26 protein-coding genes are annotated in these 23,833 nt (G+C 27.1%); 18 read left to right on the plus strand and 8 right to left on the minus strand.

All coding sequences use genetic code 11. The annotated features are described in order from the left end of the window. From AVANS14531_RS01690 to AVANS14531_RS01700, 3 genes are read right to left on the minus strand one after another with little or no spacing between them, the layout of a single operon-like run. Positions 1 to 486: a type II secretion system protein gene (locus tag AVANS14531_RS01690; protein WP_336611085.1), complete on the minus strand. Its 486-nt coding sequence runs from the start codon at positions 484 to 486 to the stop codon at positions 1 to 3. Further along, entirely contained in the window at positions 470 to 784 is a 315-nt protein-coding gene (locus AVANS14531_RS01695; protein WP_336611086.1) for a bZIP transcription factor, read from the minus strand. The genes AVANS14531_RS01690 and AVANS14531_RS01695 overlap by 17 nt, the downstream gene beginning before the upstream one ends. Next, positions 771 to 1,001, minus strand: a complete 231-nt coding sequence (locus tag AVANS14531_RS01700; RefSeq protein WP_239816810.1) for a hypothetical protein — start codon at positions 999 to 1,001, stop codon at positions 771 to 773. Before AVANS14531_RS01700 ends, AVANS14531_RS01695 begins: the two co-directional genes overlap by 14 nt. Positions 1,002 to 1,088: 87 nt before the next feature. On the opposite strand from AVANS14531_RS01700, the gene uvrB reads away from it, so the two are divergent. The 7 genes from uvrB to AVANS14531_RS01735 all read left to right on the plus strand — a co-directional run bounded on the left by uvrB (position 1,089) and on the right by AVANS14531_RS01735 (position 6,967). Next, complete coding sequence (gene uvrB, locus AVANS14531_RS01705; RefSeq protein ID WP_336611087.1) at positions 1,089 to 3,050, plus strand: excinuclease ABC subunit UvrB; 1,962 nt, start codon at positions 1,089 to 1,091, stop codon at positions 3,048 to 3,050. A 51-nt stretch (positions 3,051 to 3,101) separates the two neighbouring features. Then, a complete protein-coding gene (locus AVANS14531_RS01710; protein WP_336611088.1) occupies positions 3,102 to 3,863 on the plus strand; it encodes a hypothetical protein in 762 nt (253 codons plus the stop codon). 17 nt (positions 3,864 to 3,880) lie between these two features. Beyond that, positions 3,881 to 4,621, plus strand: coding sequence for a hypothetical protein (locus AVANS14531_RS01715; RefSeq protein ID WP_336611089.1), 741 nt, complete (start codon positions 3,881 to 3,883; stop codon positions 4,619 to 4,621). 107 nt (positions 4,622 to 4,728) lie between these two features. Continuing rightward, the gene (locus AVANS14531_RS01720; RefSeq protein ID WP_336611090.1) at positions 4,729 to 5,331 is read left to right on the plus strand and encodes a hypothetical protein; all 603 of its coding nucleotides are present in this window, start codon (positions 4,729 to 4,731) and stop codon (positions 5,329 to 5,331) included. 45 nt (positions 5,332 to 5,376) lie between these two features. Further along, complete coding sequence (locus tag AVANS14531_RS01725) at positions 5,377 to 6,006, plus strand: hypothetical protein (RefSeq protein WP_336611091.1); 630 nt, start codon at positions 5,377 to 5,379, stop codon at positions 6,004 to 6,006. Between the two features lie 58 nt (positions 6,007 to 6,064). Further along, positions 6,065 to 6,511 carry a hypothetical protein gene (locus AVANS14531_RS01730; protein WP_336611092.1) on the plus strand — a complete coding sequence of 149 codons (447 nt, stop codon included), beginning with the start codon at positions 6,065 to 6,067 and terminating at the stop codon, positions 6,509 to 6,511. Between the two features lie 21 nt (positions 6,512 to 6,532). Next, positions 6,533 to 6,967: a hypothetical protein gene (locus tag AVANS14531_RS01735; RefSeq protein WP_336611093.1), complete on the plus strand. Its 435-nt coding sequence runs from the start codon at positions 6,533 to 6,535 to the stop codon at positions 6,965 to 6,967. Between the two features lie 41 nt (positions 6,968 to 7,008). Here AVANS14531_RS01735 and AVANS14531_RS01740 read toward each other — a convergent pair whose 3' ends face one another. Genes AVANS14531_RS01740 through gap form a run of 4 tightly spaced genes read right to left on the minus strand, consistent with a single transcriptional unit; the run spans position 7,009 to position 10,573 of the window. After that, positions 7,009 to 7,689, minus strand: a complete 681-nt coding sequence (locus AVANS14531_RS01740) for an aspartate/glutamate racemase family protein (protein ID WP_336611094.1) — start codon at positions 7,687 to 7,689, stop codon at positions 7,009 to 7,011. Position 7,690: 1 nt separating this feature from the next. Next, the gene (locus tag AVANS14531_RS01745) at positions 7,691 to 8,377 is read right to left on the minus strand and encodes a triose-phosphate isomerase (RefSeq protein ID WP_336611095.1); all 687 of its coding nucleotides are present in this window, start codon (positions 8,375 to 8,377) and stop codon (positions 7,691 to 7,693) included. Next, positions 8,377 to 9,570, minus strand: coding sequence for a phosphoglycerate kinase (locus tag AVANS14531_RS01750; RefSeq protein ID WP_239816801.1), 1,194 nt, complete (start codon positions 9,568 to 9,570; stop codon positions 8,377 to 8,379). Before AVANS14531_RS01750 ends, AVANS14531_RS01745 begins: the two co-directional genes overlap by 1 nt. A 1-nt stretch (position 9,571) precedes the next feature. Further along, on the minus strand, positions 9,572 to 10,573 hold the full coding sequence (gene gap / locus AVANS14531_RS01755; RefSeq protein WP_336611096.1) for a type I glyceraldehyde-3-phosphate dehydrogenase: 1,002 nt from the start codon (positions 10,571 to 10,573) through the stop codon (positions 9,572 to 9,574). 58 nt (positions 10,574 to 10,631) lie between these two features. Here gap and nadD point away from each other — a divergent pair, with 58 nt between their 5' ends. From nadD to AVANS14531_RS01810, 11 genes are all read left to right on the plus strand, one after another. Beyond that, entirely contained in the window at positions 10,632 to 11,171 is a 540-nt protein-coding gene (gene nadD / locus AVANS14531_RS01760) for a nicotinate (nicotinamide) nucleotide adenylyltransferase (protein ID WP_336611097.1), read from the plus strand. Next, positions 11,168 to 11,482: a ribosome silencing factor gene (gene rsfS, locus AVANS14531_RS01765; protein ID WP_239816798.1), complete on the plus strand. Its 315-nt coding sequence runs from the start codon at positions 11,168 to 11,170 to the stop codon at positions 11,480 to 11,482. The genes nadD and rsfS overlap by 4 nt, the downstream gene beginning before the upstream one ends. A gap of 42 nt (positions 11,483 to 11,524) precedes the next feature. Continuing rightward, the gene (gene pyrH, locus AVANS14531_RS01770; protein WP_239816797.1) at positions 11,525 to 12,238 is read left to right on the plus strand and encodes a UMP kinase; all 714 of its coding nucleotides are present in this window, start codon (positions 11,525 to 11,527) and stop codon (positions 12,236 to 12,238) included. A gap of 16 nt (positions 12,239 to 12,254) precedes the next feature. Beyond that, entirely contained in the window at positions 12,255 to 12,467 is a 213-nt protein-coding gene (locus AVANS14531_RS01775; protein ID WP_239816796.1) for a DNA-directed RNA polymerase subunit omega, read from the plus strand. A 4-nt stretch (positions 12,468 to 12,471) separates the two neighbouring features. After that, complete coding sequence (locus AVANS14531_RS01780; RefSeq protein WP_336611098.1) at positions 12,472 to 14,643, plus strand: RelA/SpoT family protein; 2,172 nt, start codon at positions 12,472 to 12,474, stop codon at positions 14,641 to 14,643. A gap of 10 nt (positions 14,644 to 14,653) precedes the next feature. Then, positions 14,654 to 15,859: a tyrosine--tRNA ligase gene (gene tyrS, locus AVANS14531_RS01785; RefSeq protein ID WP_336611099.1), complete on the plus strand. Its 1,206-nt coding sequence runs from the start codon at positions 14,654 to 14,656 to the stop codon at positions 15,857 to 15,859. A gap of 2 nt (positions 15,860 to 15,861) precedes the next feature. Further along, positions 15,862 to 16,962: a nitronate monooxygenase family protein gene (locus AVANS14531_RS01790; RefSeq protein ID WP_336611100.1), complete on the plus strand. Its 1,101-nt coding sequence runs from the start codon at positions 15,862 to 15,864 to the stop codon at positions 16,960 to 16,962. Further along, positions 16,955 to 18,760, plus strand: a complete 1,806-nt coding sequence (locus AVANS14531_RS01795) for an N-acetylmuramoyl-L-alanine amidase family protein (RefSeq protein ID WP_336611101.1) — start codon at positions 16,955 to 16,957, stop codon at positions 18,758 to 18,760. The genes AVANS14531_RS01790 and AVANS14531_RS01795 overlap by 8 nt, the downstream gene beginning before the upstream one ends. Positions 18,761 to 18,771: 11 nt before the next feature. After that, positions 18,772 to 20,565 carry a bifunctional tRNA (5-methylaminomethyl-2-thiouridine)(34)-methyltransferase MnmD/FAD-dependent 5-carboxymethylaminomethyl-2-thiouridine(34) oxidoreductase MnmC gene (mnmC, locus tag AVANS14531_RS01800; protein WP_336611102.1) on the plus strand — a complete coding sequence of 598 codons (1,794 nt, stop codon included), beginning with the start codon at positions 18,772 to 18,774 and terminating at the stop codon, positions 20,563 to 20,565. A gap of 124 nt (positions 20,566 to 20,689) precedes the next feature. After that, entirely contained in the window at positions 20,690 to 21,673 is a 984-nt protein-coding gene (locus tag AVANS14531_RS01805) for a hypothetical protein (protein WP_336611103.1), read from the plus strand. Between the two features lie 98 nt (positions 21,674 to 21,771). Then, complete coding sequence (locus AVANS14531_RS01810) at positions 21,772 to 22,353, plus strand: hypothetical protein (RefSeq protein WP_336611104.1); 582 nt, start codon at positions 21,772 to 21,774, stop codon at positions 22,351 to 22,353. 208 nt (positions 22,354 to 22,561) lie between these two features. On the opposite strand, the gene AVANS14531_RS01815 is transcribed toward AVANS14531_RS01810, so the two are convergent. Then, on the minus strand, positions 22,562 to 23,620 hold the full coding sequence (locus AVANS14531_RS01815; protein ID WP_336611105.1) for a tyrosine-type recombinase/integrase: 1,059 nt from the start codon (positions 23,618 to 23,620) through the stop codon (positions 22,562 to 22,564). Between the last annotated feature and the right edge of the window lie 213 nt (positions 23,621 to 23,833).

Consider the following 23,833-nt stretch of genomic DNA (forward strand, 5'->3'; position numbering starts at 1 on the left):
TTACTCTCCTATAATAGAACAATTTTCTGCTGCCCAGCCACCCCTAGCTTTACTTGTATCGCATTTAAAAGTTCCTAAATTTTCATCATAATTAAAGAAAACAGCTCTTTTATTTTTTGAATTTGTTACAAAAATTAAATCTTCATCAAAATTATCCCAACCAATAGAATTAGCAGCTCTTCTGTGTATTCCGGTAGCTACTTTATCCGCAAAAACTTTAGCTCCTTTACAAGTCATATTGTTATAAAATGCTGGATTTTTATATGCACATAAAGTATTCTTTGGATATTCTTTAAATCCTTTTTCAAGATATTGATTTCCTGCGTAGGTTTCAATACCTTTTCTAATAGCTTCAACTTGTTCTTTTAATTTAACAATATGAGCTGTTTCTCTGTTTGCCATCATTTTAGGTATCGCAATCGCTGATAATATTCCTATAACTGCAATTGCAAAAATCATTTCTATCATACTAAAGGCTTTCTTCATCTGCTTTTCCTTTATGATTAAGAATATTTAGAATATCTACCAATTCATTTCTTAAGTTTTGTAATTCTGATTTTAATCTTTCGTTTTCTTCTTTTGCTTTTTCAAATTCTTGCATTAATTGAAAGTGTGAATAACACTTCTTAAGGTATAAATTAATAAATTGTGGAATTTCAATATTGCCATTACTAGGATTAATTTTCTTAATATCATCATTTAAATAAGCTAAAAAATCCTTAGTCGGAACATTGAAATTATAACCCCTAGCTCCTAGGGTTATCGTAAACTTAGTTGTTTCCAAGTAGTTGCTCGATTGATCTTAATGTTTCTTCTTCTATTAAATTCTTATTTAATAATTCTTCTTCTAATTTGCTTATTTCATAAGCTTGTGCTTCACATTTTGCTTTTGCTTGTGTTAGTTCATTCATAAGTCTTTCATTTTCACTAACAAGGTATTTATATTTTTCCATTAATTCAACTATTTTTTGACTTAAAGTGTTTGTTATGTTATCGCTCATTTTGTTTATCCTTAGTAAAATTTTAAAGCTATGATTTTAATTATTTATAGTTAATATAATAATAAAAAAAATGTTTTTAGGATAAAAATGTTAGAACTAACAAGTAATTATACACCATCACCAGATCAAAAACAAGCAATAGAAAAAATTGTAAAAGGTATAAAGAATGGTAATAAATATCAAACTCTTTTAGGGGTTACTGGCTCAGGTAAAACCTTTACTATGGCAAATGTTATAAATGAACTTAAAATGCCAACACTAATAATGAGTCACAATAAATCACTTTGCGCTCAATTATATAGCGAATTTAAGGGCTTTTTTGCTAAAAATCATGTGGAGTATTTCATAAGTTATTATGATTATTATCAGCCTGAAGCTTATATTCCAAGAACCGATACATTTATAGAAAAAGATAGTGCAGTTAATAGCGATTTAGAAAGACTTCGCCTAAGCTCAACCGCTTCGCTTTTAGCTTATGATGATTGTGTTTGCATTGCAAGTGTAAGTGCTAATTATGGTTTAGGAAATCCTGCTGAATATATAGGAATGGTAGAGTTTTTTGAAGTAGGTAAATGCTATAAACAAAAAGAATTATTACTTCATCTAGTAGCTATGGGATATAGTAGAAATGATACATTTTTTGATAGAGCAAATTTTAGAGTAAATGGAGAAATAATAGATATTTATCCAGCTTATTATGAAGATGATGCCATAAGACTTGAGTTTTTTGATGATGAATTAGAAAAAATCTATACTTTTAATACATTTGATAATAAAAAAATCAAAGATTTAGATAAATTTACTCTTTATGCTGCAAATCAATTCATCGTTGCAAAACCTACGCTTGAAAAAGCTTGTATAGATATAAAAAATGAGCTTGATGAAAGGCTTGAATATTTCAAAAAGCAAGGCAAATTATTAGAAGCTCAACGCCTTGAGCAAAGAGTGGAATTTGATTTAGAAATGCTAGAAACTACCGGAATGACTAAAGGAATAGAAAACTATTCAAGGCATTTAAGTGGGCTTAATGCAGGGGAGACTCCTTATACTTTATTTGATTATTTTAAGATTAAGCAAAAGCCGTTTTTAGTAATTGTAGATGAAAGCCATGTTAGTTTGCCACAATTTAGGGGAATGTATGCAGGAGATAGGGCTAGAAAGGAAGTTTTGGTTGATTATGGCTTTCGTTTGCCAAGCGCTTTGGATAATCGCCCATTACAATTTGATGAATTTATTAATAAGGATTGCTTTTTCTTATTTGTTAGTGCAACTCCGGCTGAATTAGAGCTAGAGCTTAGTGGTGAGTGTGTATATCAGCAGATTATGCGTCCAACGGGACTGCTTGATCCTGAAATTAGTATAGTTGATAGTGAAAACCAAATAGAGCATTTATACGATGAGATTAAAAAGGTAATCGCAAGAAATGAGCGTGTATTAATCACAACGCTAACTAAAAAAATGGCAGAAGAATTGCAAAGATACTACACAGAATTAGGGATAAAGTGTAAATATATGCACTCAGATATAGATGCGATTGAGCGAAATGAATTAATAATTGGTCTTAGAAATGGCGATTACGATGTTTTAATAGGTATTAACTTGCTTCGTGAAGGACTTGATTTACCTGAAGTTAGTCTTATAGCTATTTTAGATGCTGATAAGGAAGGCTTTTTACGCTCAACTACTAGTTTAATTCAAACAATGGGAAGAGCAGCAAGAAATGTCAATGGTAGAGTAATTTTATATGCTAAAAAAATCACAAAATCAATGCAAGAAGCAATTGATATTACAAGTGAGCGAAGAAGTCTTCAACAAGCTTATAATAAAGAGCATGGAATTATTCCAAGAAGTGTTGAGCGAAAATTAGAGCATACATTAAAACAAACTGATGAAACTCTTAAAAAGAGCAAAATAGAAAAAATGCCAGCAAATGAGCGAGCAAAATTAGTAAAAGAATTAAGAGAAAAAATGCACCTTGCAGCAAAAGAGCTTGATTTTGAACAAGCGGCATTTTATAGAGATGAGATAAAAAAACTGCAAAAAATATAAAAGAATTTGAAATAGGAATTAGGCTTTTGGGATAGGGTATAAAGGAATGAAATGGCTTTTAAAAATGATTTTATTTTTTTAATTAAAAATATACTTTTTTATACAGCTTGGTTTTGCTTTTTTGTAGCTTTTTTCTATCTAGGTGATGTTGTCTATTGGTTTTGTACTTTTATTTTTTATAGAGCATATCTTTTTACAACTAAAAATGATGTAAAAAATCAAATAATCTTTAAAGATAAATTTTATTTAATTTTAAAAAATATTATGTTTTACATATCTTGCTTGTATTTTATGAAAATTATATATGTTATGTGTCTTTATAATGATATTGCTTATAAAAATGTTCAAATTACTGCTAATATTGTATATGTAATAATTTCTGGCATTGTATATTTATATCTTATTAGAGTTTGTAAGAACTATAAGATTTATTTTAAAATATATTTTATTTTATTTTTTGCTATATTTTGTGCTTATTGGTATTATAATGATTATATAAAACAACCAAATGCTTTTATAACAAAGATTTTACAAGCTAAGTTAGAACCTAGAAAATACGAAAATGGTTATTTTGTAAATGATAGTAGTATCTATGATGATATAAATAATCAAATCAAAGGCAAAAGTTATAGTGAAATAAAAGAAATTTTAAAGCAATATGATTTAGATACGAAAGAGCCAGATTATTTTTATTGCTATAAAATGATTTTAGGTGAAGTAATTGGTATTGATTTTGCACTTGAAAACGATAAAGTTATTAATATCATAATACATAAATTATCTAAAAATTTAGCAAAACACAATAGGGTATAAGCTAGAAGGATATAGTAATGGCTTTTAAAAATGATTTTATTTTCTTAATTAAAAATATGCTTTTTTATCTAGCTTGGTTTTGCTTTTTTGTAGCTTTAGTTTTGTTTTATTTAGTTTATATAAATCCACTAAGCTTTAATAATCACTTAGATTTCATAATTTATTTTATAATTTCAAGCTTATGTTTTATGCTTTATTGCATAATTTCTAAAAGGTCAAAAAACTTTGAAATATATTTAAAAGATAGGTTTTATAGTGTTTTAAAGCATTTATTATTTTATGTAATGTTTATTGCTTTAGCTAATGCTTTGTTTAATCTTTATGTAAAAAATGATTTTATTTTAGATCTTATTTATGCGATTTTGTTTTTCATGATTTATAAGCTTTTTAATAAGAATGTAGTTAAATATCAAGTATTTGCTTTGGCTTTATTATTGGTATTTTGTGCTTATAAATATTATGATTATTTTTTAAAACAGCCAAATGAACTTATAATGCAGATTATAAAGGCTAAAAAGATTAATTTTGATGATTATTTTTTAGTAGATGATATCAATTTAATTAAAGCCCTTAATGAAAACATAAAGGATAAAAATCCTTATGAAGTTTATGAATATTTTAAAGAATTTAAAATGCTAAGATGTTATAAAAACGCTAATATTTGTTATAAAAATGTAGTGTTTGGCAAGACAATTTTCATAACTTTAATTTATAAAAATAAAAGAATTGAAGAGATTCATTACAAAGCAAATTCCTAATTCAAATTCCTTGCAAAATCCTTAGAATTTGAAATAGGAATTTGATTAAATAATTTTAATAATTATTTTTAGATATATTATTGCAATTTAAACAGACGGAGCGATAAATGTATTCTAAGCTGATAGAGTTTATAAAAAAATCATTATATTATTTGTTTGTACTTCTTTTTGCATTAATAATTTTAATGATTGGTATTGTTTCTATGACGATATATAATTTTTTTCAACCTTACGATTATAGTGATTTTGTTAAAGTAACTAAAGAATTAAAAAAAGTTGAAGAAATTTTATTAAAGCAAGGATATAAACCATATTATGATTTTGGTGATAAAAGAACATATAAGGTAAATTACAATGAACTTGGATATGGTTGCATTATTGATGAGTTACAAAAACAAGAATACGCTATTCAAAATTTTTTTGAGAGATACCTACAAACGCAATTAGAAAAAATCAATAATTATAAAAGTATAGATGAAATAAAAGAAATAAAAAAATTTAGCAAAGATTTATTAGAAACTTCACAAATCTATGAATTTAATTACGAGCTAACAATTGATGGCTTTGGGCATTTTTATGATAAAAATTCTTTTATTTTTAAAGATGGAAAATTATTTGTAAAATATTACTACTTTGATTTTAATAATAATTTGCTTGAAGAAAATTATGAGTTTTTAATAGATGATTGTGGTTATATTGAGCGTATGTAGTAAAAGAGATAATATGAAAATAATTAATAATTATTAGGATTTTAAATGTTTTTTAGAATAGTTAAATTAATAAAAACACTGATATTTGTTATAGGTTTATTATGTTTAATACTTGCTTTGTGTTATTTTGCATTAACTTATTTTATAAGTAATAATACCGACCCATTAAAAGAATTTAATGAGCTTAAATCAAAATTATATAGAATTGAAGCAGACCTAAGTGAGAATAATTTGAGCTATTATGATTTTAATACCGATAAAACTTATAAAATAGATTATAATAAATTCGGCTATAAGTGTAGAATTGAATACCTAGAACGACAAAAACTCGCTATAAAAGATTATTTTAATCGTCATGCAAATGTAGAAAAATTAGAAAAAGTTCAAAATTATAAAAACATAGATGAAATAAAAGAAATAAAAGAATTTAACAAAGACTTATTAAAAACTTCAAAAATAAATAATTTTAATAATGAGCTAGTAATAAAAAATGATAAATATTTTTATAATGAAACTTCATTTGTTTTTGAATCTGAAAGATTGTTTGTGAAGTATTATTACTTTGATGAAAATAATGATTTTAAAGAAGTTAGTGAAGAGTTTTTTATAGATAGTTGTGGTTATATTGAAAATAGATATAAAGCAATAAGTTCTAAAGGTAGATTTAGATTATAAAAGATAGTTAATTCCTATTTCAAATTCTTTTTAAAATTTATATAAATAAGGAGAGAAAATGAAGAATGATAATGAAGCTATATTTATAATGACTAGAAAAAAATCGCTTTTTATTTATTATACACTTGCTGTTATCGTGCATTTAACAATGCTATTATTTGGCATTGGCTCTATACTTTTAGAAAGTATTCTTGCAAAAATCGTTGGTATATTTTTAATATTTTTTACTTTTTATGGATTTTTTTACTTGTTTGATATTAAATTTATTGTTTGTTATCAAGACTTTTTCGTAATTAGGAGAGCATTTTTTATGCAAAAATTTTATTATAATGAGTTTAAATCTTATTTGCCTAATTGTGGTGTTATGTGTTCTTTGATGTTAAAATTTAAAAAATTTAAATTACCTTTACATATAAATCAAGAATTGTTTTCTCAAGATGAGTTTAATAGTTTTATTGAAATTTTACAAAACCACAATATCAAGCGTTATAATTGGTTTGATTAATAGAGCTAAAGGTATGGTTTGATGAAAATACTTAAATTGTTTAAAACTGTATTATATATAATGATTTTTCTAATCTTTTTTATTGTTGGTTTTTTAGTTTTTTTAAGTTATGGCAAAGCTGATAGTGAGATTATAGATACCGTTAGTTTATCTATTGATAAAATACAAGAAATTCTTATTAAAAATAATTATTGCAACTCTAAAGAAGATTGTGATAATAAAGCTTATGTTTTATACGATTCGGCTTTTAATAATATTTATTTAAATATTTATAATAATGTAGATAGAACTACAAGCAATGAAATTTGCAGTATGATGAAAAATATAAAATTACAAAATAAGCATATAGATTTTTATCTTGAGTTTTTTGAGTATTCTAAAGATGAGTATTATCAAGGATACAACAACAATAATCAAGTGATAAAACAAAAAGCGTTTTATAAGTGTAAATATTAATTAAAATATAGATTTAATAAGAATTAGCCTAAAGCTAATTCCTAATTCAAATTCTTTAAGCTTTGATTAAAAATATCTTTTGCATGAATGTAAGTTGTATCAAATACCCTTAAATTATCAAAATCACTTTCGTTAATTAGTAGTGAAATCTCAGTGCAGGCTAGTAAAACTCCTTGAACTTTATGTTTATTTACGATATTTATAAACTTTTCTTTGCTACTTTGTATTATTAAATCTTTGCAAAGTTCATTAAAGATAATATCATTTATCGTATTCATATCATCGTTATTTGGAGTGATAACATTTAAGCCTTTTAGCTCATTTTTATAAAAGTCTTCTTGCATAGTGTATTTAGTGCCTAGCAATAAAACATCTTTTATATTATTGAGATTTAGCTCATCAAGGCTTGAATGGGCTATATGGATGAATTTTGCCTTTAAATCTTTTTGCAATTCATTTGCAACTTTATGCATAGTATTTGTGCAAAGTGCGATTATACTTGCACCAGCTTTTTCTAATCTTTTTGCTTCTTCGTTTAATAAACTTGCAGCTTTTTGCCACTCATTATTATGTTGATATTTTTCAATCTCATCAAAATCTACGCTTGATATTAAAATCTTTGCACGAGATAAAGAATTATGATGAGTTTGGCTAAACTCATTTATTAATTTATAATAAGTTATAGTGCTAGCATAACTCATCCCGCCGATTAAGCCTATCAAATTAGCCCCTTATTGCAGCATTTATTAAATCTATAAAGCCATCTACATTAAGACTAGCGCCACCAACCAAAACACCATCACAAAGTCTATTAATCTCAGCAATATTGCTAGAATTAACACTACCACCATATAAAATAGGTTGTTTTGTTTTGCTTTTTAGATATTGCATAATTTTTTCAATATCTTCTAATTTTGCAGCGCTTTTGCCGATACTATAAATTGGCTCATAAGCTAGAATTAATTTATTGTATTTTAAATCAATTGCATTAAGTTGCTTTTCTAAAAATTCTATGCTTTTGTTCTTTTCATAAGTAGCAAAATCTTCTCCTATGCAATAAATAACTCTTAAATCGTTTTCAGCACAAAAATCAAATTTTTGTGCCAAAAATTCATCATTTTCACCCAAATTTCTTCTTTCACAATGACCTAAAATAATAGTTTTTATCCCAAATTCTTGCAAGTGAGATAATCCTATTTCTCCTGTAAATGCTCCATTATAAGCTGGGTATATATTTTGTGCAGCTTGAATGAAGCTAAACTCACTATCAATAAATGAAGTTGCGCTCGGAGCAACTATAACTTCTAGGTTTGAAAAGTCGCTAAATCTAAGATAAGCATTAAGCTTTTTTGCATATTCAGCAAAGCCTTTTCTAGTGTGATTACATTTAAAATTTGCAGCAATAATCATTAATATTCTTCCTTTAATATAAGTGGTTTTATAGCAGGTAATTCTTTACCTTCAATTAGTTCTAAGCTAGCTCCACCGCCAGTAGAAATAAAGCTAAAATCATCAGCATCTCCTGCACGATTTATAACATCAGCAGTATCTCCACCACCAGCAACGCTAGTTGCGTAAGAATCGCTTATATAATGGCTCATTTTAAAGCTACCTTTAGAAAATTTATCAAACTCAAAAACTCCCATAGGTCCATTCCACCATATAGTTTGAGCATCACTTAAAATCTCTTTAAATAATATTGAACTAGCAGGTCCAATGTCAAGCCCCATCCAGCCATTTGGTATTTCTTGAACGCTAACTTTTTTAACAACACTATCATTTGAAAAGCTTTGAGCTGCAAGCACATCAACAGGTAAATATAGCTTAACTCCAAGTTCTTTTGCTGTTTGCATAATTTGTTTAGCATCTTCAATTAAATCATCTTCTACGATAGAATTGCCTACATTTAAGCCATTTGCTTTAAGAAAAGTAAATGCCATTCCACCACCTATGATAATTTTATCTACCTTAGGAAGTAGGTTGTGTAAAGCTTGTAATTTTCCGCTAACCTTACTACCACCAACAACAGCTACAAATGGTCTAGCAGGTGATTTTAATAAATCTTGAGCGAAATTAAATTCTTTTTGTAGTAAAAATCCTGCACAAATTTCTTTAGCAAATCTAGTAATTGCTTCAACGCTTGAATGTGCTCTATGACAAACTCCAAAAGCATCATTGCAATATACATCACACATTGAAGCCAAGCTTTTAGCTAGTTCTTCATCATTTTTTGTTTCACCTTTAATAAATCTTAGATTTTCAAGCAATAAAACTTCACCTTGCTTTAATTCACTAGCTTTAGCCTTAGCATCATCTCCTATTACATCATTTGCCATAATTACTTCAGTTCCTAGTAGTTTTGAAAGTCTTTTTGCAATAGGTTTTAATGAATATTTATCGCTTACTTCTTTTGGGCGACCTAAATGGCTTGCAAGAATTACTCTAGCATCATTATCAAGGCAGTATTTAATAGTAGGAATAGCAGATTTTATTCTTCTATCATCACTAATATTTCCGAACTCATCTTGCGGAACGTTAAAATCACATCTAATAAAAACACATTTATTTGTTAAATCAACATCTTTTATGGAAATTAAAGGCATTTTATAACTCCTTGCTAATATGTTGAGCTAGTCTATTTAATTGATATGAATATCCGTATTCGTTGTCATACCAAGCTAGAACTTTTACAAAATCTTCATCAATTATTTGAGTTAAATCAGGAACAAAAACACAACCATAAGTGCTAGTGCAAAAATCACTTGAAACGCAGCAATCATAATCAATCGCTAATATTTCGCTCATATTTTTACTAGCTTTTATAAAGGTTTCGTTTATTTCTTCTTTTGAAGTTTTTTTCTCTAGTAATAATGTTAAATCTAGCATTGAAACATTTGCTAAGCTAGTTCTTACGCTTTGACCATCAACTTTACCTAAAAGATTTGGTATAACTTTTCCTATTGATTTAGCTGCACCTGTGCTTGAAGGAACTAAGTTTAGTGCTGCTGCACGACCCCTTCTAATATCTTTAGGGCATTTTGTATCGCAAAGCTCTTGAGTTGCTGTATAAGCGTGAATTGTATTCATTAAGGCTTTTTTAATACCAAAATTTTCATCTAAAACTTTTGCCATTGGTGCAAGGCAGTTTGTTGTGCAACTTGCATTTGAAATAATTGCTTCACCTTTATAATTATTATGATTTACATCCATTACAAACATAGGAGTATTATCTTTTGGTGGTGCTGACATGATTACTTTTTTAATACCATTATCTAAATAAGCTTTAGTTTTTTCTTGTGTTAAAAAAGCTCCCGTGCATTCAAAAACTAAACTAGCTCCGTATTTAGCAAAATCAATATTTTCAATTTCTCTACTTCTAATTATTTGAATTCTTTTATTTCCTACTATTAATACATCTTCTCCATCATTATCAATTTCTTGATTGAAATTCCCATGAACGCTATCGTATTTTAGAAGGTATTTAATACTTTTCATATCCCACGAGCAATTAATTGCCACCAAATTTAGCTTGTTTTCGCTAAGAATTATTCTACTAAGACATCTTCCGATTCTTCCGAATCCATTTATCGCTACATTTACTCCCATTTTTAACCCTTTATTTAAAAAATTTGAGATAATACTAATAAAAAAAGGTTAAGAGATTTTGAAAATAGCAATTTTTGGCGGTAGTTTTGACCCTGTGCATTTAGGTCATGAAAAAGTAGTAAATGTAGCGTTAAATACATTAGATATTGATAAGCTTATAATATTACCTACTTACATTAGTTTGTTTAAAGAAAATTTTAGTGCAAGTCCTGAGTTAAGAATTTCATGGCTTGAAAAAATTTTTACAAAAAGTGACAAATTAATAATAAGTGATTATGAAGTTAAACAAAATAGACCTGTTCCTAGCTTTGATAGTGTAATGTATTTTAAAAATTTACTAAATCCTAGTTTAATTTATTTTATAATAGGAGCAGATCATTTAAAAACTTTACATAAATGGCATAATTATGAAGAATTATCAAGAAATGTTGTTTTTGTAATAGCAAGTAGGGATAATATTTTTATACCTAATGATTATTTAAAGCTTGATATTAACGAAGATATATCATCAAGTTTTATAAGAGATAATTTAGTTTTAGAAAAAGTTAATCCAAAAATAAAAGATGAAGTAAAAGAATTTTACAAAGGAAAAAAATGAGTAGAAACGAAGAGATAATTAAGCTTTTAGATGAGAAAAAAGCTGAAAATGTAGAGCTAATTAGCTTAAAAGGAAGTGAATATTTTGTAGATGAAGTAATAATAGCTACTATGATATCAAGTAAGCAATCTATTGCTTTAATAGAAGATATAAAAGAATTAATAAAAAAACATAATAGCAAAGTATATTATGAAGAGTGTGCTGATGAGTGGAGTGTTCTTGATTTAGGAGATTGTTTAATACATTTAATGAGTTCTGCTTATAGAGATAGATATCAAATTGAAAAATTTTTGCTTGAGTTTAAGCGTTAAAAGTTTTTTTGTAGTATCGCGTTTATTATTCAAGGAGAAGTTATGGCTAAAAGAGTTTTAATTAAATTTTCAGGCGAAGCTTTAGCGGGTTCGCAAGGTTTTGGCATTGATACACATATTTTAAAATTTATTGCAGAACAAATAAAACAACTAGTAGATGAAGGCACACAAATAGGTATAGTAATCGGTGGTGGTAACATTATTCGTGGTGTTAGTGCTGCAAAAGATGGTATTATAAAGCGTGTTAGTGGCGATCATATGGGAATGCTATCTACTGTAATTAATTCTATTGCTATGCAAGAAGCACTTGAAAGCTGTGGAATTAGCGTAAGAGTTCAAAGTGCTATTCAAATGGAAGCATTTTGTGAAACTTTCATTATGAGAAGAGCTCAAAGACATTTAGAAAAAGGTAGAGTTGTAATTTTTGCAGCTGGAACGGGAAATCCATTCTTTACAACAGATACTGCAGCAGTATTAAGAGCGATTGAAATTAATGCTGAAATGATTATAAAAGCAACAAAAGTTAATGGTGTATATGATAAAGACCCTATGAAATTTGAAGATGCAAAAAGATATGATGAATTAAGTTATGAGCTTGCAATGGGCGATGACATTAAGGTTATGGATGATACAGCAATCGCACTTGCAAAAGATAATAAACTTCCTATTGTAGTTTGCAATATGTTTGAAGAAGGTAATATTTTAAAAATTATTAAAGATGATTTTAGTAATTGCTCAATAGTAAAAAATCAATAATTTTAAAGGAATTTATATGAGAACAGAACAAATAGCAGCAAAAGCATTAGAAAAAGTAGGAAATGATAGATATATTTTATCTTTAATAGTAGCAAAGAGAGCTAGAGAGTTAAGCGATGGTGCAACTCCTTTAGTAAAAGTAGAAAAAGGTAAAATGAAGTTTAGCGATATTGCAATGTTAGAAGTTGCAGAAGAAAAAATAATTTTTGATGGTGTAATTAACGAATAATACAATGAAAAATATTCTAAGTTTTGAAACATTATTAGAAGATGTTAGATACTGCAATGATTTAAATAAAGCTAAGGAATTATTATATTCTTTATTTTCAAGCACTCCTATGCTTGAAAAAGCTTTAGATTTTTGTATAAAATCTCACGAAGGACAATTTAGAAAGAGTGGAGAACCTTATTCTATTCATCCTATTTTAGTGGCTTGTTTTGTAGCTTTCTTTTCAAAAGATGAAAGCATGATATTAGCTGCATTATTGCATGATGTTGTAGAAGATACAGAATGCACTCAAGAAGAACTTGTGAATATGTTTGGTCATTCGGTTGGCATTTTGGTTGAAGGTATGACTAAAATTGTTGAAATTCGTGGGGATAATCTAGCTAGCTCAGAATCTAATGAAAAACTTAGAAAATCAGCAATGACTTTTAGAAATATGCTTATGGTAAGCATTGAAGATAGTAGAGTTTTATTAGTTAAATTATGTGATAGACTACACAATATGCTAACTCTTGATGCTTTAAAAGAAGCAAAACAAAAAAGAATTGCGGAAGAAACCTTAATGGTTTATGCTCCGATAGCTCATAGATTAGGGATTTCAAGTATTAAAAACTATTTAGAAGATTTAAGCTTTAAATACTTAATGCCAACTGAGTTTAAGGAGATTGCTGATTATTTAAAAGCAAATAATGTTCAATTACAATTAACCTTAAATGATTTTATAGAAAAAATCATAAATCTTATGCGTGATAATGGATATATTGAAGATGTAGATTTTAAAATAGAAAAAAGAATTAAGCATGTTTATTCAATATATTTAAAAATGCAAAGAAAAGGCGTTAGTATTGAAGAAGTTCTTGACTTATTAGGTATTAGAATATTAGTAAAAGATGTGAAAGATTGTTATATTGTTTTAGGGCTTTTACATGTTCATTTTAACCCACTTGCTTCAAGATTTAAAGATTATATTGCATTACCAAAACAAAATGGTTATCAGACAATTCATACAACATTATTTGATGCTCAATCAATTATTGAAGCACAAATTAGAACTTATAAAATGCACGAAACTGCAGAATTAGGAATTGCAGCTCACTGGAAATACAAAAATGATAAAGAAGACTTTAAGGCTGATTGGGTTAGCGATATTGCTACAAATAATTCTTTAGAAGAAAAGGACAATGATTTAGAATTTTACGAATACGCAAAAGATAGTTTGTATGTAGAAGATATTGCAGTATATTCACCAAAAGGCGAGATTTTTACACTTCCTAGGGGCTCTACTGCACTTGATTTTGCTTTTGAAGTTCATTCACAAATTGGTCTTAAAGCAAGCCATGCTTATATTAATAGAGTTAGATCGCCATTACTTACAAGCCTTAAAAATGGAGATATTGTAAGAATAGAAATTGATGATAATGCAAAGCCAAGATGTTCTTGGCTAGATAGTGTTGTAACAGCTAGAGCAAAGGCTATGATTAAATCACATTGCAAACAAAGAATTTCAAGTATAGATCAAAAAGTAGGCTTAAGATTATTGCAAACTATTTTTAGTGCTGATGAAGAAAAAATTAATACTTGGATTAATAATGAAAAATTATCAAAAATTGTTAAAAAATGTGCAAGTGATAATATAACCTTAAGCAAAGCAATTGATAGTTTAAAAAAATACGCAAAAAGAATTTGGCTTGTAAAAAACTATGATTTAAAAAAACAAAGAATTGAAAATCTTGTAGTTTATTCAAATTACAAAATCAATAATATAGATTTTGATTATTGCTGTAATCCAAAAAGAGGAGATGATATTATTGCTTTTAAGCATAATCATTCTGTTACTATACACAATAAATTATGCGAAAGAGCAAGTAAATTAATGGAAGATAATAAGGCAGAAATGGTTCTTATAAAATGGTCAAAACATGCGCCTAAAAATTACAAAATGATTTTTTCGTTAGAAAATAAAAAAGGCACATTATTAGCTTTATTATCAGAGTTATTAAAACTTCAAATTAATATAAGCAGTATTAATATTTCTAAAAATACCGATAGTTTATTAGAATATTTTGAAATAATTTTTGAAGTTCCTGATAATCAAAATATTGAAATAGCAAAAGAAAAAATTAAATCAAAATGTAAAATCTACGAATTTGTATCATTAAATGATGCTTATAGCGAATAAAGGATAGAAAATGAATTTAAATGAAATATATGAAGATTTAGAACGTGGAGTTTCTGAATTTATAGATTTAGAAAAAATAAAAAATTTAATCAAAAACTACTATGAAAAAGGCGAACATTTTTATGTAAAAGCAGGGTTTGATCCAACAGCACCTGATTTACATTTAGGTCATAGTGTGGTTTTAAATAAGATGAGATTTTTACAAAACCATGGAGCTATTGTTCAATTTTTAATAGGTGATTTTACAGCTCAAATAGGTGATCCAACAGGCAAAAGTGCAACAAGAAAACAACTAAGCAAAGAAGAAGTTTTAAAAAATGCAAAAACTTATGAAGAACAAGTTTTTAAGATTTTAGATAAAGATAAAACTGAATTAAAATTTAACTCAACTTGGTTAAACAAATTAGGTGCAGTTGGTATTGTTGAATTAACTTCAACTTTTAGTGTAGCTAGAATGCTTGAGCGTGATGATTTTACAAAAAGATTTAAAGAACAAAGTCCTATATCTATTAGCGAATTTTTATATCCATTATTACAAGGGTATGATAGCGTAGCATTAAAATGCGATATTGAAATGGGTGGAACTGATCAAAAATTCAACCTACTAATGGGAAGAACTTTACAAAGAACTTATAATACAGGTAAAGAACAAGGTATTATAATGATGCCATTATTAGTTGGGCTTGATGGTGTAAATAAGATGAGTAAAAGCTTAGGTAATTATATAGGAGTTAGCGAAGAACCTAATACTATGTATGCAAAAGTTCTTAGTATTAGCGATGAGCTTATGAAAAATTATTATGATTATTTAAGTTTTAAAACTACAAAAGAAATTAATGAAATATTTGAAAGCATTAACAATAATTCTTTACATCCAAAAATAGCTAAAGAAAATTTAGCTTTAGAAATTGTTGAAAGATTTTGGGGTAAAGAATTAGCTCTTAAGGCTAAAGAAGAATTTGATAATATCCATAGCAAAAATGAACTTCCAAGTGATATTGCCGAGTTTAGTTTTAATGAAGAGCAATGGATTGTAAAATTAATGCAGGATACTAATCTTGCAAGTTCAGGAAGTGAAGCAAGAAGAGCGATAAAAGCTAATTCAGTTAGCGTTAATGGCGAAAAGATTAGTGATGAGCAATTAAAATTAAATAATGGTGAATTTATTATTCAAGTTGGAAAAAGAAAATTCGCAAAAGTAATGATTAAAGGATAAAAATGAGCTTACCAGAATTAAAAATAAGAAATTTTACTTTAAAAGTTCCTGTATTTCAAGGTGGAATGGGACTTGGAATTAGTTGGGATAGATTGGCTGGTAATGTTAGTTTAAATGGTGCTTTAGGAATTATTTCTTCAGTTGGAACAGGTTTTTATGAAAATAGAGCTCATATAAATAAAGAGCTAAATGGAAAGCCTTACGGAAGTGAAAACTTTTATTCAAGCAAAGGTTTAAAAGCAGTAATTACTAATGCAAGAAAGATTTGCAATGATGCACCACTGGGCTGTAATATAATGCATGCTTCAAATGAATATGAAAGAATTGTAAAAGATGCCTGTAATGTAGGCTTTAATGCGATTATTAGCGGCGCAGGACTTCCTACAAATTTACCTGAATTTACAAAGGATTTTCCAGAAGTTGCACTAATTCCTATTGTATCATCAGCAAAAGCACTTAAGATAATTTGCAAAAGATGGACTCAAAGATATGATAGATTACCTGATGCTGTTGTATTAGAAGGACCACTTAGCGGGGGTCATCAAGGCTTTACCTACGAGCAATGCTTAGACCCTAATTATCAATTAGATAAATTAATACCTGAAGTAAGAGCAGAGCTTGATGAATGGGGAAATAATATTCCTTTAATTGCAGCGGGTGGAATTTGGAATAGGAATGATATTTTACATGCAATTAGCTTAGGTGCTAATGGGGTTCAAATGGGAACTCGCTTTATAGGAACTCATGAGTGTGATGCTGCATTAGAGTTTAAACAAGTATTGCTTAATGCTAAAAAAGAAGATATTGAATTATTAAAAAGCCCAGTAGGTTATCCAGCTCGTGGAATTAGAACTAATCTTCAAAAAATGATAGAAGAAGGCACAGCTCCAAAAATATCTTGTGTAGCAAACTGTGTTGCACCATGTGAGCGTGGTAGGGGAGCTAAAAAAGTAGGCTATTGTATAGCTGAAAGACTTTATGATGCTTATAGTGGAAAAGTTGAGAGTGGATTATTCTTTACAGGTGCTAATGGTTATAGATTAAATGAATTAATTAGTGTTAAAGAGTTAATTGAAAAATTAGTTAATGGCGAAGATGAATAAACTCTTTTTGCTAATTTTTAGTATTGCTTTATTTGCTGGAAGCTTTGATGAAGATTTGAAAAATTTTGATAAGAATTTTCTAGTTTCTAGCAAAACAGAGCAATTAGCAACTCATCAAAAACTTAAAACTATTTATATAAAAAGTATAATTTCAGGCGATTTAGATACTAAAAAAGAAGTTTTAAAAAGAATAGTTTTAAGTTCAAATATATTAAAACTTGATTCTTCTACTTATCAAAAAGAATTAGAAGAATTAGGGATTAATGCTAAAAAACTAAGTTTTAAGACAAACGATACCAAAAAGCCTATACAAAAGCCAACTGATACTACAAAAGTTAGTGAAAAGGTAGTTCAAACTAATAGTAATTTTTATATTACAAAAATCATTAAAGAAGATAATAAAATTAATTTTAATATTAAAGGAAATATTGATGAAAAATCAATATCTTTAAGCACTTACAATACCAAAGAAATAAACAATAAAATCCTTGAATTTGATGGCATTTTAGATGCTAAAAAAGAAACCTTTATTGATAAAAATTACGAAATAAGCATAGTGCAATTTAATCCGAAAAGAATTAGAATTGTAGCTAGAAGTAAAGATGAAATAGATATAAAATATAATATTGATAGTGGATTTAATATAGAAGTTTTATCAAAAACACAAAATATAGTAAATAAAAAAGAAGAAAAACCATCGGTAAAAAAAGAAGAAAAACCAGCAAATACTCAAATCAAAAAAACTGAAGAAATAATCAAGCCTTCATTAAAAATAGAAGAAAAAAATCAAGAAAAAGCAGAAACAAAAGGCACTAATAACATAAGTAAAGTTACAAAAACAAGTAATGGTATTAAATTTAATACAAGCTATGAAATAGAAAATATCAAAACAATAAACTATGGAACAAATCAAATAATTGAATTTGATGGAGTATTGTTAGGTGGTAGAAAAAACTATGATTTTAAAAATTATTCTATCAGTATTCTTCAATTTAACCCTAAAAAAACAAGAGTAGTTTTATATACTAAAGCACAGCAAAAGCTATTTTTTAATATTGATGATAATGAAGTTGTTTTTTCTACTGAAGAATTAAAATCAAGTAAAGCGAGTTTTAATAAAGCGAATTTATTAATTACAATTGATGCAGGGCATGGTGGGAAAGATACAGGGGCAAATGCTTTTGGAAGAAATGAAAAAGATATTACCTTATCGGTAGCATTAAAGCTTAGTAAAGCATTGAAAAATAAAGGCTATAAAGTATTTTTAACAAGAAATAAAGATATATATATAGGTCTTCGTGACAGAACAAAAATGGCAAATGATAAAAAGAGTGATTTGTTTATAAGCATACACGCAAACTCAATTGCTGATAAGTCAAAAACAGATAAAATTTACGGCATAGAAACATATTTTCTCTCACCAGCAAGAAGTGAAAGAAGCAAAAATGCTGCAGCTATTGAAAACAAAAGTGATATAGAAGAAATGAATTATTTTTCTAAGCAAACATTTTTAAACTTTTTAAATAGAGAAAAAATAATATCGTCTAATAAACTAGCCATTGATATACAAGGCGGGATTTTAAGTTCAATTCCTAAAAATTATCTTAAAAAAGATGGCGGGGTTAAAGAAGCACCATTTTGGGTATTAGTAGGAGCTTTAATGCCTGCTGTATTGATTGAGATAGGCTATATTTCTCATCCTATTGAAGGGAAAAATATAGCAGATAGTAAATATCAAGATTTTTTAGTAAATGGTATTGTTAATGGGATAGAAAATTATTTTATTAAGAACAAATAAAGGAGAATTATATGAGAAAGGCTAATTGGGTACTAAAAAACGATGAAATTTTTTCTTTAGATTTTGATGATTTTTATTACAATATTAAAGAGCCTTTAAAAGAAAGAAATGGCATTTATGTTGAGAATGCTTTTTTAAATGCAAATAATAAATTAACTATATTAGAATTAGGTTTTGGTCTTGGGCTTAACTTTTTTTTAAGTGCAAAAAAAGCAATAGAACAAGGAATAAAACTAAATTATGTAGCAATAGAAAATCATTATCAAAGTATTGAAGATATTAAGTTTTTTTGCAAAAAATTTAATATAGAACTAAACAAAAGCTTCATAAACGACTATCCGCCTTGTAAAAATGGTATTTATAGAATTGAATTTGACGGAATTACTCTTGATTTGGTTTTTCAAGATGTTGATGTGGCTTTAGATGATTTGGATTTTTTAGCTGATGTTGTATATGCTGATGGATTTTCTCCTAGTAAAAATCAAGAAATGTTTTCAATTAACACTTTAGAAAAAGTAAAAAAACTTTTAAAACCAAATGGTAAATTAATAAGTTATAGTTCAAATTCTAATTTTAAAAAAGCCCTAATTGAACTAGGTTTTGAAATAAATAATATAGAAATAGGTATTAAAAGAGAAAGCACTTTAGCAATATTAAAAAATAAAGTTCAAAAAGAAGAGCTTGATGGTTATTTTCATAAAAATTACCTAGAAGTAAATAATATTGCAATAATAGGTGGTGGAATAGCTGGTGCAACCTTAGCTTATGAATTATCAAAATTAGGTAAAACTATAAGCGTATTTGAGCAAAGCCATACTTTAGCAAACGAAGGCAGCGGTAATAAAATCGGCTTATTAACAGCTCTTATACAAAATCCTTCAAGTTTATTAGGAGAATTTAGTCAGTTTTCGTTCTGGCATAGTTCAAAACTATACAAAAAATTAGGTTACAAATTAGAAGGGGTTTTAGAGCATGCTTATACAAAAGAACTGCAAGATAGATTTAAAATGCAAAAGGATAATCCTTTAATTAAATTACATTTTGATTTTGCTTTTTTAAAAGACGGCGGAACGCTAGAGCCTTGTAAATTAGTTCCTAAAATATTTGCCTTATCAAATGCTAGGATATTTTTAAACTACAAGCTTAATGGCTTTAGAGAATTTTATGATAGAGTAGAATTAGATTTTGAAAACAAAACAATGACTTTTGATGCAGTGATTTTTGCAACAGGAGCTTATTCTAAAGAAATATTTAATAATCTTCCTTTATCAGTAGTAAGAGGTCAAGCAACTTGGCTAAAAAATCAAGTAAAATACAAACACCCAATAAGCTCAAAAGCCTATATTACAGGTGCTAAAGATGGCATTGTGTTATTAGGTGCTACTTATGATAGAAATCTTATAGCAGATGCTAGCAGTGTTTATGATGAAGTTAATATTAATAATTTTAAAGAGATTTTTAAAGCTGATTATTCTCATTTAATTATAGGAAATAGGGTAGGTTATAGAAGTTATTCATCGGATAGATTTCCTATCGTAGGAGCTTATTTTAATGAGAATAAATACAAAAGCACTTATAAAGCTCTTCAGTTTGATAAACACAAACCTCAGACCAACGCTCCAAGAAGTAGGGTGTTTATTAGCACAGCGCATGGTTCAAGGGGACTTGCAAGTGCCTTAACATCGGCTAGATTAATTACTAGTTATTTTAATAATACACCTAGCGGAATGTTTAAAAGATACGAACACGCACTTCATCCTGCTAGATTTTTAATAAGAGATTTAAAAAAGGGCTTAGTAAAATAAGTCCTAATTCCTATTTCAAATTCCTTGAAAAATCCTTAGAATTTGAAATAGGAATTTGATTAAATAATTTTAATAATTATTTTTATATATTATAATTTAAACTATTATTTTATTAAGGTTAAATATGCAAGTAAATTACAAAAAATATTTAAAAATCATTTTTAAAAAAGTAATAGCTTTTGTCTTTACTATAATTTTTCTTATTATAGGAAGTTTTTATGCAATGGTTAGCGAAACTCAAAAAGAAACTTTTGACATACAATATAGTAAAAACCCAGAAGCTTCTGCTAAATTTGTAAATGCGATGGAATATAGAATTGTTATTGAATTATTGCATACATATTTGAATTATGATAATTTTATAATGGTATTTCTTATAAATCAAATGAATGATAAATTTAAAGAAGGTAAAGAGCTTTTACCAAAAGATAGCATAGAAGATATTTTATGGTGGATGATTTTAAATAGAAATATGTTTTTTAAAAGTGATGATTTATCGTATGCTAAGTATGTTGCAAATACTTATAAAGATGAATTTTTTAATGAGATTTATTCAATGATTGAACGCTTACCATATGGGAAAAATTATTTTGATAATATTGAGCTAAATCAAAATCGCTTTGCAACTATGTTAAAGCTTGTTTCAATATATACAGATTTAGATACTGATAGATTTGTATATTATTTAAAAGAAGAATCAAATAAACATGATGAAGTATATAAATATTTAGATATGGCTTATAAAAGATACTTTGATTCGCAAAAGTCAAAGGAATATTTTTATTACATTTATATAAATACAGTGGTTATGCTTCATGCTAAAGATATATACTTAAATTTACAAGGTGATGAAAACGGAAAAATGATTGAACCAGCAATAATCCCACAAGATATATGTTATAAAAAAGATATATTTGAAATATACGATAATTTTCAAAAAATTATTGATTATGTAAAAACTACAAAGAATTATTCCCTTTCTTTCTCTGGAACAAGTTTAGAAATATTAGGAGTTTTAGAAAATTCTTGTCCTAATGAAAAAGAATTAAGAAAAAGAATAAGAGCAGAGATTGATGAAATTAATGAAAATAAAAAACATAATAAATAAAAGAAAGTAGGGTATAAAACTTCTAATTCCTAATTCAAATTCCTTGAAAAATCATGAGAATTTGAAATAGGAATTTGAACTTATATAAAGGAATTTAAATGTTTAAAAAGACTTGCTTATTGCTTATTCTAGTTTCGTTATTAATTACTGGATTATTTGATATATTTCATAAAGATAAAACACCAAAAACTCCTATATATACTTTATTTGATTTAAGTAAAAAAGGCACTAAATTTGAAATAATCTTTAAGCCACAAAGAAAAGATATAGGAGAGCATTTAGGATTTTATGCTTTTTATCCTTTGCGTTTTGAATATGGTGAAGTAGGTAAGGATTTTTATTCAGTTGATTTATATGATAAAAAAATAGAAGATAATATACGAGATAATTCTTATTATCCACTTGCACTTGATATTAAAATATATGAGCTTACTAAAGATGGTGATGAAATATTGGTATTTGATAAAATCGCTACGCCAAATGCAAATACAAATGTAGGCAGTCGTAGAACTATGAGTATAAAAAATGAAAAAGTTTTTATGGCGGTAAGATATCTTGGATTTTATTTTATACCTGAGAATAAAACTTATAAAGCAGTCATTACAAATCTAATAGATGATGATAATATAAGGGGTGATTTTACAAAAATCGCAATCACAGCTTATAGAAGAAAAGTTTAATAAGGAGAAAGTTATATAACTAATCCAAAGCAGATTTTAAAAAGAATTTGAAATAGGAATTTTAAATACTTTTATAACCTTAAAGCCTAATGAAATTAAAGCTTTTAAAGCAAATAAGGCTATACAAAAACCTTTTAAGATAAAATAAATCTAAATTCCGTTTTCAAATTCCTTTAAAAATTATGAGAATTTGAAACAGGAATTTGTATTAATCGTTTTTTAAATTATTTGCTATTTTTGCAGCTAATTTGAGCTTATCATTATCAAAGTGTGTATAAATCCTAGAAGTATTTAGCGATGCGTGTCCTAAAGCTTCTTGGACTAATAGCAAATCTTTTTCTTTTTTATAAAGTAGGGTAGCAAAGCTATGCCTTAGCATATGAGCTCCGTTTTTTTCTTTTCTAATGCCTGCTTGCATTAAAACATTTTCAATTAGTCTTGAAATATATGCTTGAGTTAGCGGTTTGCCTTGCTTGTTTGTGAATAAATAATCATCAGGACTAGCAATTTGCTTGAAATATTCTAAATGCTCTTTTATTGAATTTACATTAAGCAAAACAACTCTATATTTATTACCTTTAGCATGAATCCTAAGGCTAATCAAATCATTTTCATAGCTAATATCTTTTAGTCTAAGCCTTAAAACCTCATTCACACGAACACCAGTAAATAATATTATTTTAATTGCTAGTTTGTTTCTATCGCTATTGCTTTTGTATTGAAAATCATTTAAAGTGCTTAAAAATAATTTCATTTGTTCTTCACTCATATATTCAGGAAGTTTAGTTCCCGAGCTTGAGTTTAGTCCAGACCAGTTTTTAAGCTCAATTTCATAATAATGGCTTCCTTCTTCATCTTTGTTTTGTGAGCTTAAATATTTAAAGAAATTAACAATAGCTATTTTGTAATTTTTTTTACTAGCATCACTTAAACCTGCAGTAATAGTTGATAAAATTTCAATTACTAGTTCTTCATCAATTTGTTTTAAAGAGTAGGGCTTATAGTGAATGATTTGCTCATAAAACTTTTTAATAGGGTTAAAATATGTATTTATTCCTATCATTCCAATATTTCTTGCTTTTTTAGCTAACTCATCTAATTCTTCAATATTATGTAAGGCATTTAATGCGATGTTAATTTCTCTTAATTCTTCAGCTTTTTCTAAAAGTTTATTAGATAAGGAATTTAATTTATGTTTTAAATACCTTGCAATCCAAAACAATAATGAATTAGAAAAATTATCTTCACAATCAAGCGGGTGTTTCATATATGTCCTTTAAAGTATTTATTTTAAGATTTTATAATGATAATATACTTAGATTAAGATTATTAAAAATTTTTATTGTTTTCAATACTTTTTTAAATCATAAAATAATTTGAAAATTATAAGTATTTTAATATGATTATTTTGCATATAATTATACATAAAATAATATGATTAAAATATGATTTATACTAATTTTCGTATTTTTAATACATA

Source organism: Campylobacter sp. Cr9, from assembly GCF_020138295.1.
In the GTDB taxonomy this organism is placed as follows: Bacteria; Campylobacterota; Campylobacteria; order Campylobacterales; family Campylobacteraceae; genus Campylobacter_E.

Bases quoted from the DNA above. Each gene is read 5' to 3' on its own strand.
- AVANS14531_RS01690 (WP_336611085.1), bottom strand. From the start codon at position 486: ATGAAGAAAGCCTTTAGTATGATAGAAATGATTTTTGCAATTGCAGTT.
- AVANS14531_RS01700 (WP_239816810.1), bottom strand. From the start codon at position 1,001: ATGAGCGATAACATAACAAACACTTTAAGTCAAAAAATAGTTGAATTA.
- uvrB (WP_336611087.1), top strand. From the start codon at position 1,089: ATGTTAGAACTAACAAGTAATTATACACCATCACCAGATCAAAAACAA.
- AVANS14531_RS01710 (WP_336611088.1), top strand. From the start codon at position 3,102: ATGGCTTTTAAAAATGATTTTATTTTTTTAATTAAAAATATACTTTTT.
- AVANS14531_RS01715 (WP_336611089.1), top strand. From the start codon at position 3,881: ATGGCTTTTAAAAATGATTTTATTTTCTTAATTAAAAATATGCTTTTT.
- AVANS14531_RS01720 (WP_336611090.1), top strand. From the start codon at position 4,729: ATGTATTCTAAGCTGATAGAGTTTATAAAAAAATCATTATATTATTTG.
- AVANS14531_RS01725 (WP_336611091.1), top strand. From the start codon at position 5,377: ATGTTTTTTAGAATAGTTAAATTAATAAAAACACTGATATTTGTTATA.
- AVANS14531_RS01730 (WP_336611092.1), top strand. From the start codon at position 6,065: ATGAAGAATGATAATGAAGCTATATTTATAATGACTAGAAAAAAATCG.
- AVANS14531_RS01735 (WP_336611093.1), top strand. From the start codon at position 6,533: ATGAAAATACTTAAATTGTTTAAAACTGTATTATATATAATGATTTTT.
- AVANS14531_RS01745 (WP_336611095.1), bottom strand. From the start codon at position 8,377: ATGATTATTGCTGCAAATTTTAAATGTAATCACACTAGAAAAGGCTTT.
- AVANS14531_RS01750 (WP_239816801.1), bottom strand. From the start codon at position 9,570: ATGCCTTTAATTTCCATAAAAGATGTTGATTTAACAAATAAATGTGTT.
- gap (WP_336611096.1), bottom strand. From the start codon at position 10,573: ATGGGAGTAAATGTAGCGATAAATGGATTCGGAAGAATCGGAAGATGT.
- rsfS (WP_239816798.1), top strand. From the start codon at position 11,168: ATGAGTAGAAACGAAGAGATAATTAAGCTTTTAGATGAGAAAAAAGCT.
- pyrH (WP_239816797.1), top strand. From the start codon at position 11,525: ATGGCTAAAAGAGTTTTAATTAAATTTTCAGGCGAAGCTTTAGCGGGT.
- AVANS14531_RS01775 (WP_239816796.1), top strand. From the start codon at position 12,255: ATGAGAACAGAACAAATAGCAGCAAAAGCATTAGAAAAAGTAGGAAAT.
- AVANS14531_RS01780 (WP_336611098.1), top strand. From the start codon at position 12,472: ATGAAAAATATTCTAAGTTTTGAAACATTATTAGAAGATGTTAGATAC.
- tyrS (WP_336611099.1), top strand. From the start codon at position 14,654: ATGAATTTAAATGAAATATATGAAGATTTAGAACGTGGAGTTTCTGAA.
- AVANS14531_RS01790 (WP_336611100.1), top strand. From the start codon at position 15,862: ATGAGCTTACCAGAATTAAAAATAAGAAATTTTACTTTAAAAGTTCCT.
- AVANS14531_RS01795 (WP_336611101.1), top strand. From the start codon at position 16,955: ATGAATAAACTCTTTTTGCTAATTTTTAGTATTGCTTTATTTGCTGGA.
- mnmC (WP_336611102.1), top strand. From the start codon at position 18,772: ATGAGAAAGGCTAATTGGGTACTAAAAAACGATGAAATTTTTTCTTTA.
- AVANS14531_RS01805 (WP_336611103.1), top strand. From the start codon at position 20,690: ATGCAAGTAAATTACAAAAAATATTTAAAAATCATTTTTAAAAAAGTA.
- AVANS14531_RS01810 (WP_336611104.1), top strand. From the start codon at position 21,772: ATGTTTAAAAAGACTTGCTTATTGCTTATTCTAGTTTCGTTATTAATT.
- AVANS14531_RS01815 (WP_336611105.1), bottom strand. From the start codon at position 23,620: ATGAAACACCCGCTTGATTGTGAAGATAATTTTTCTAATTCATTATTG.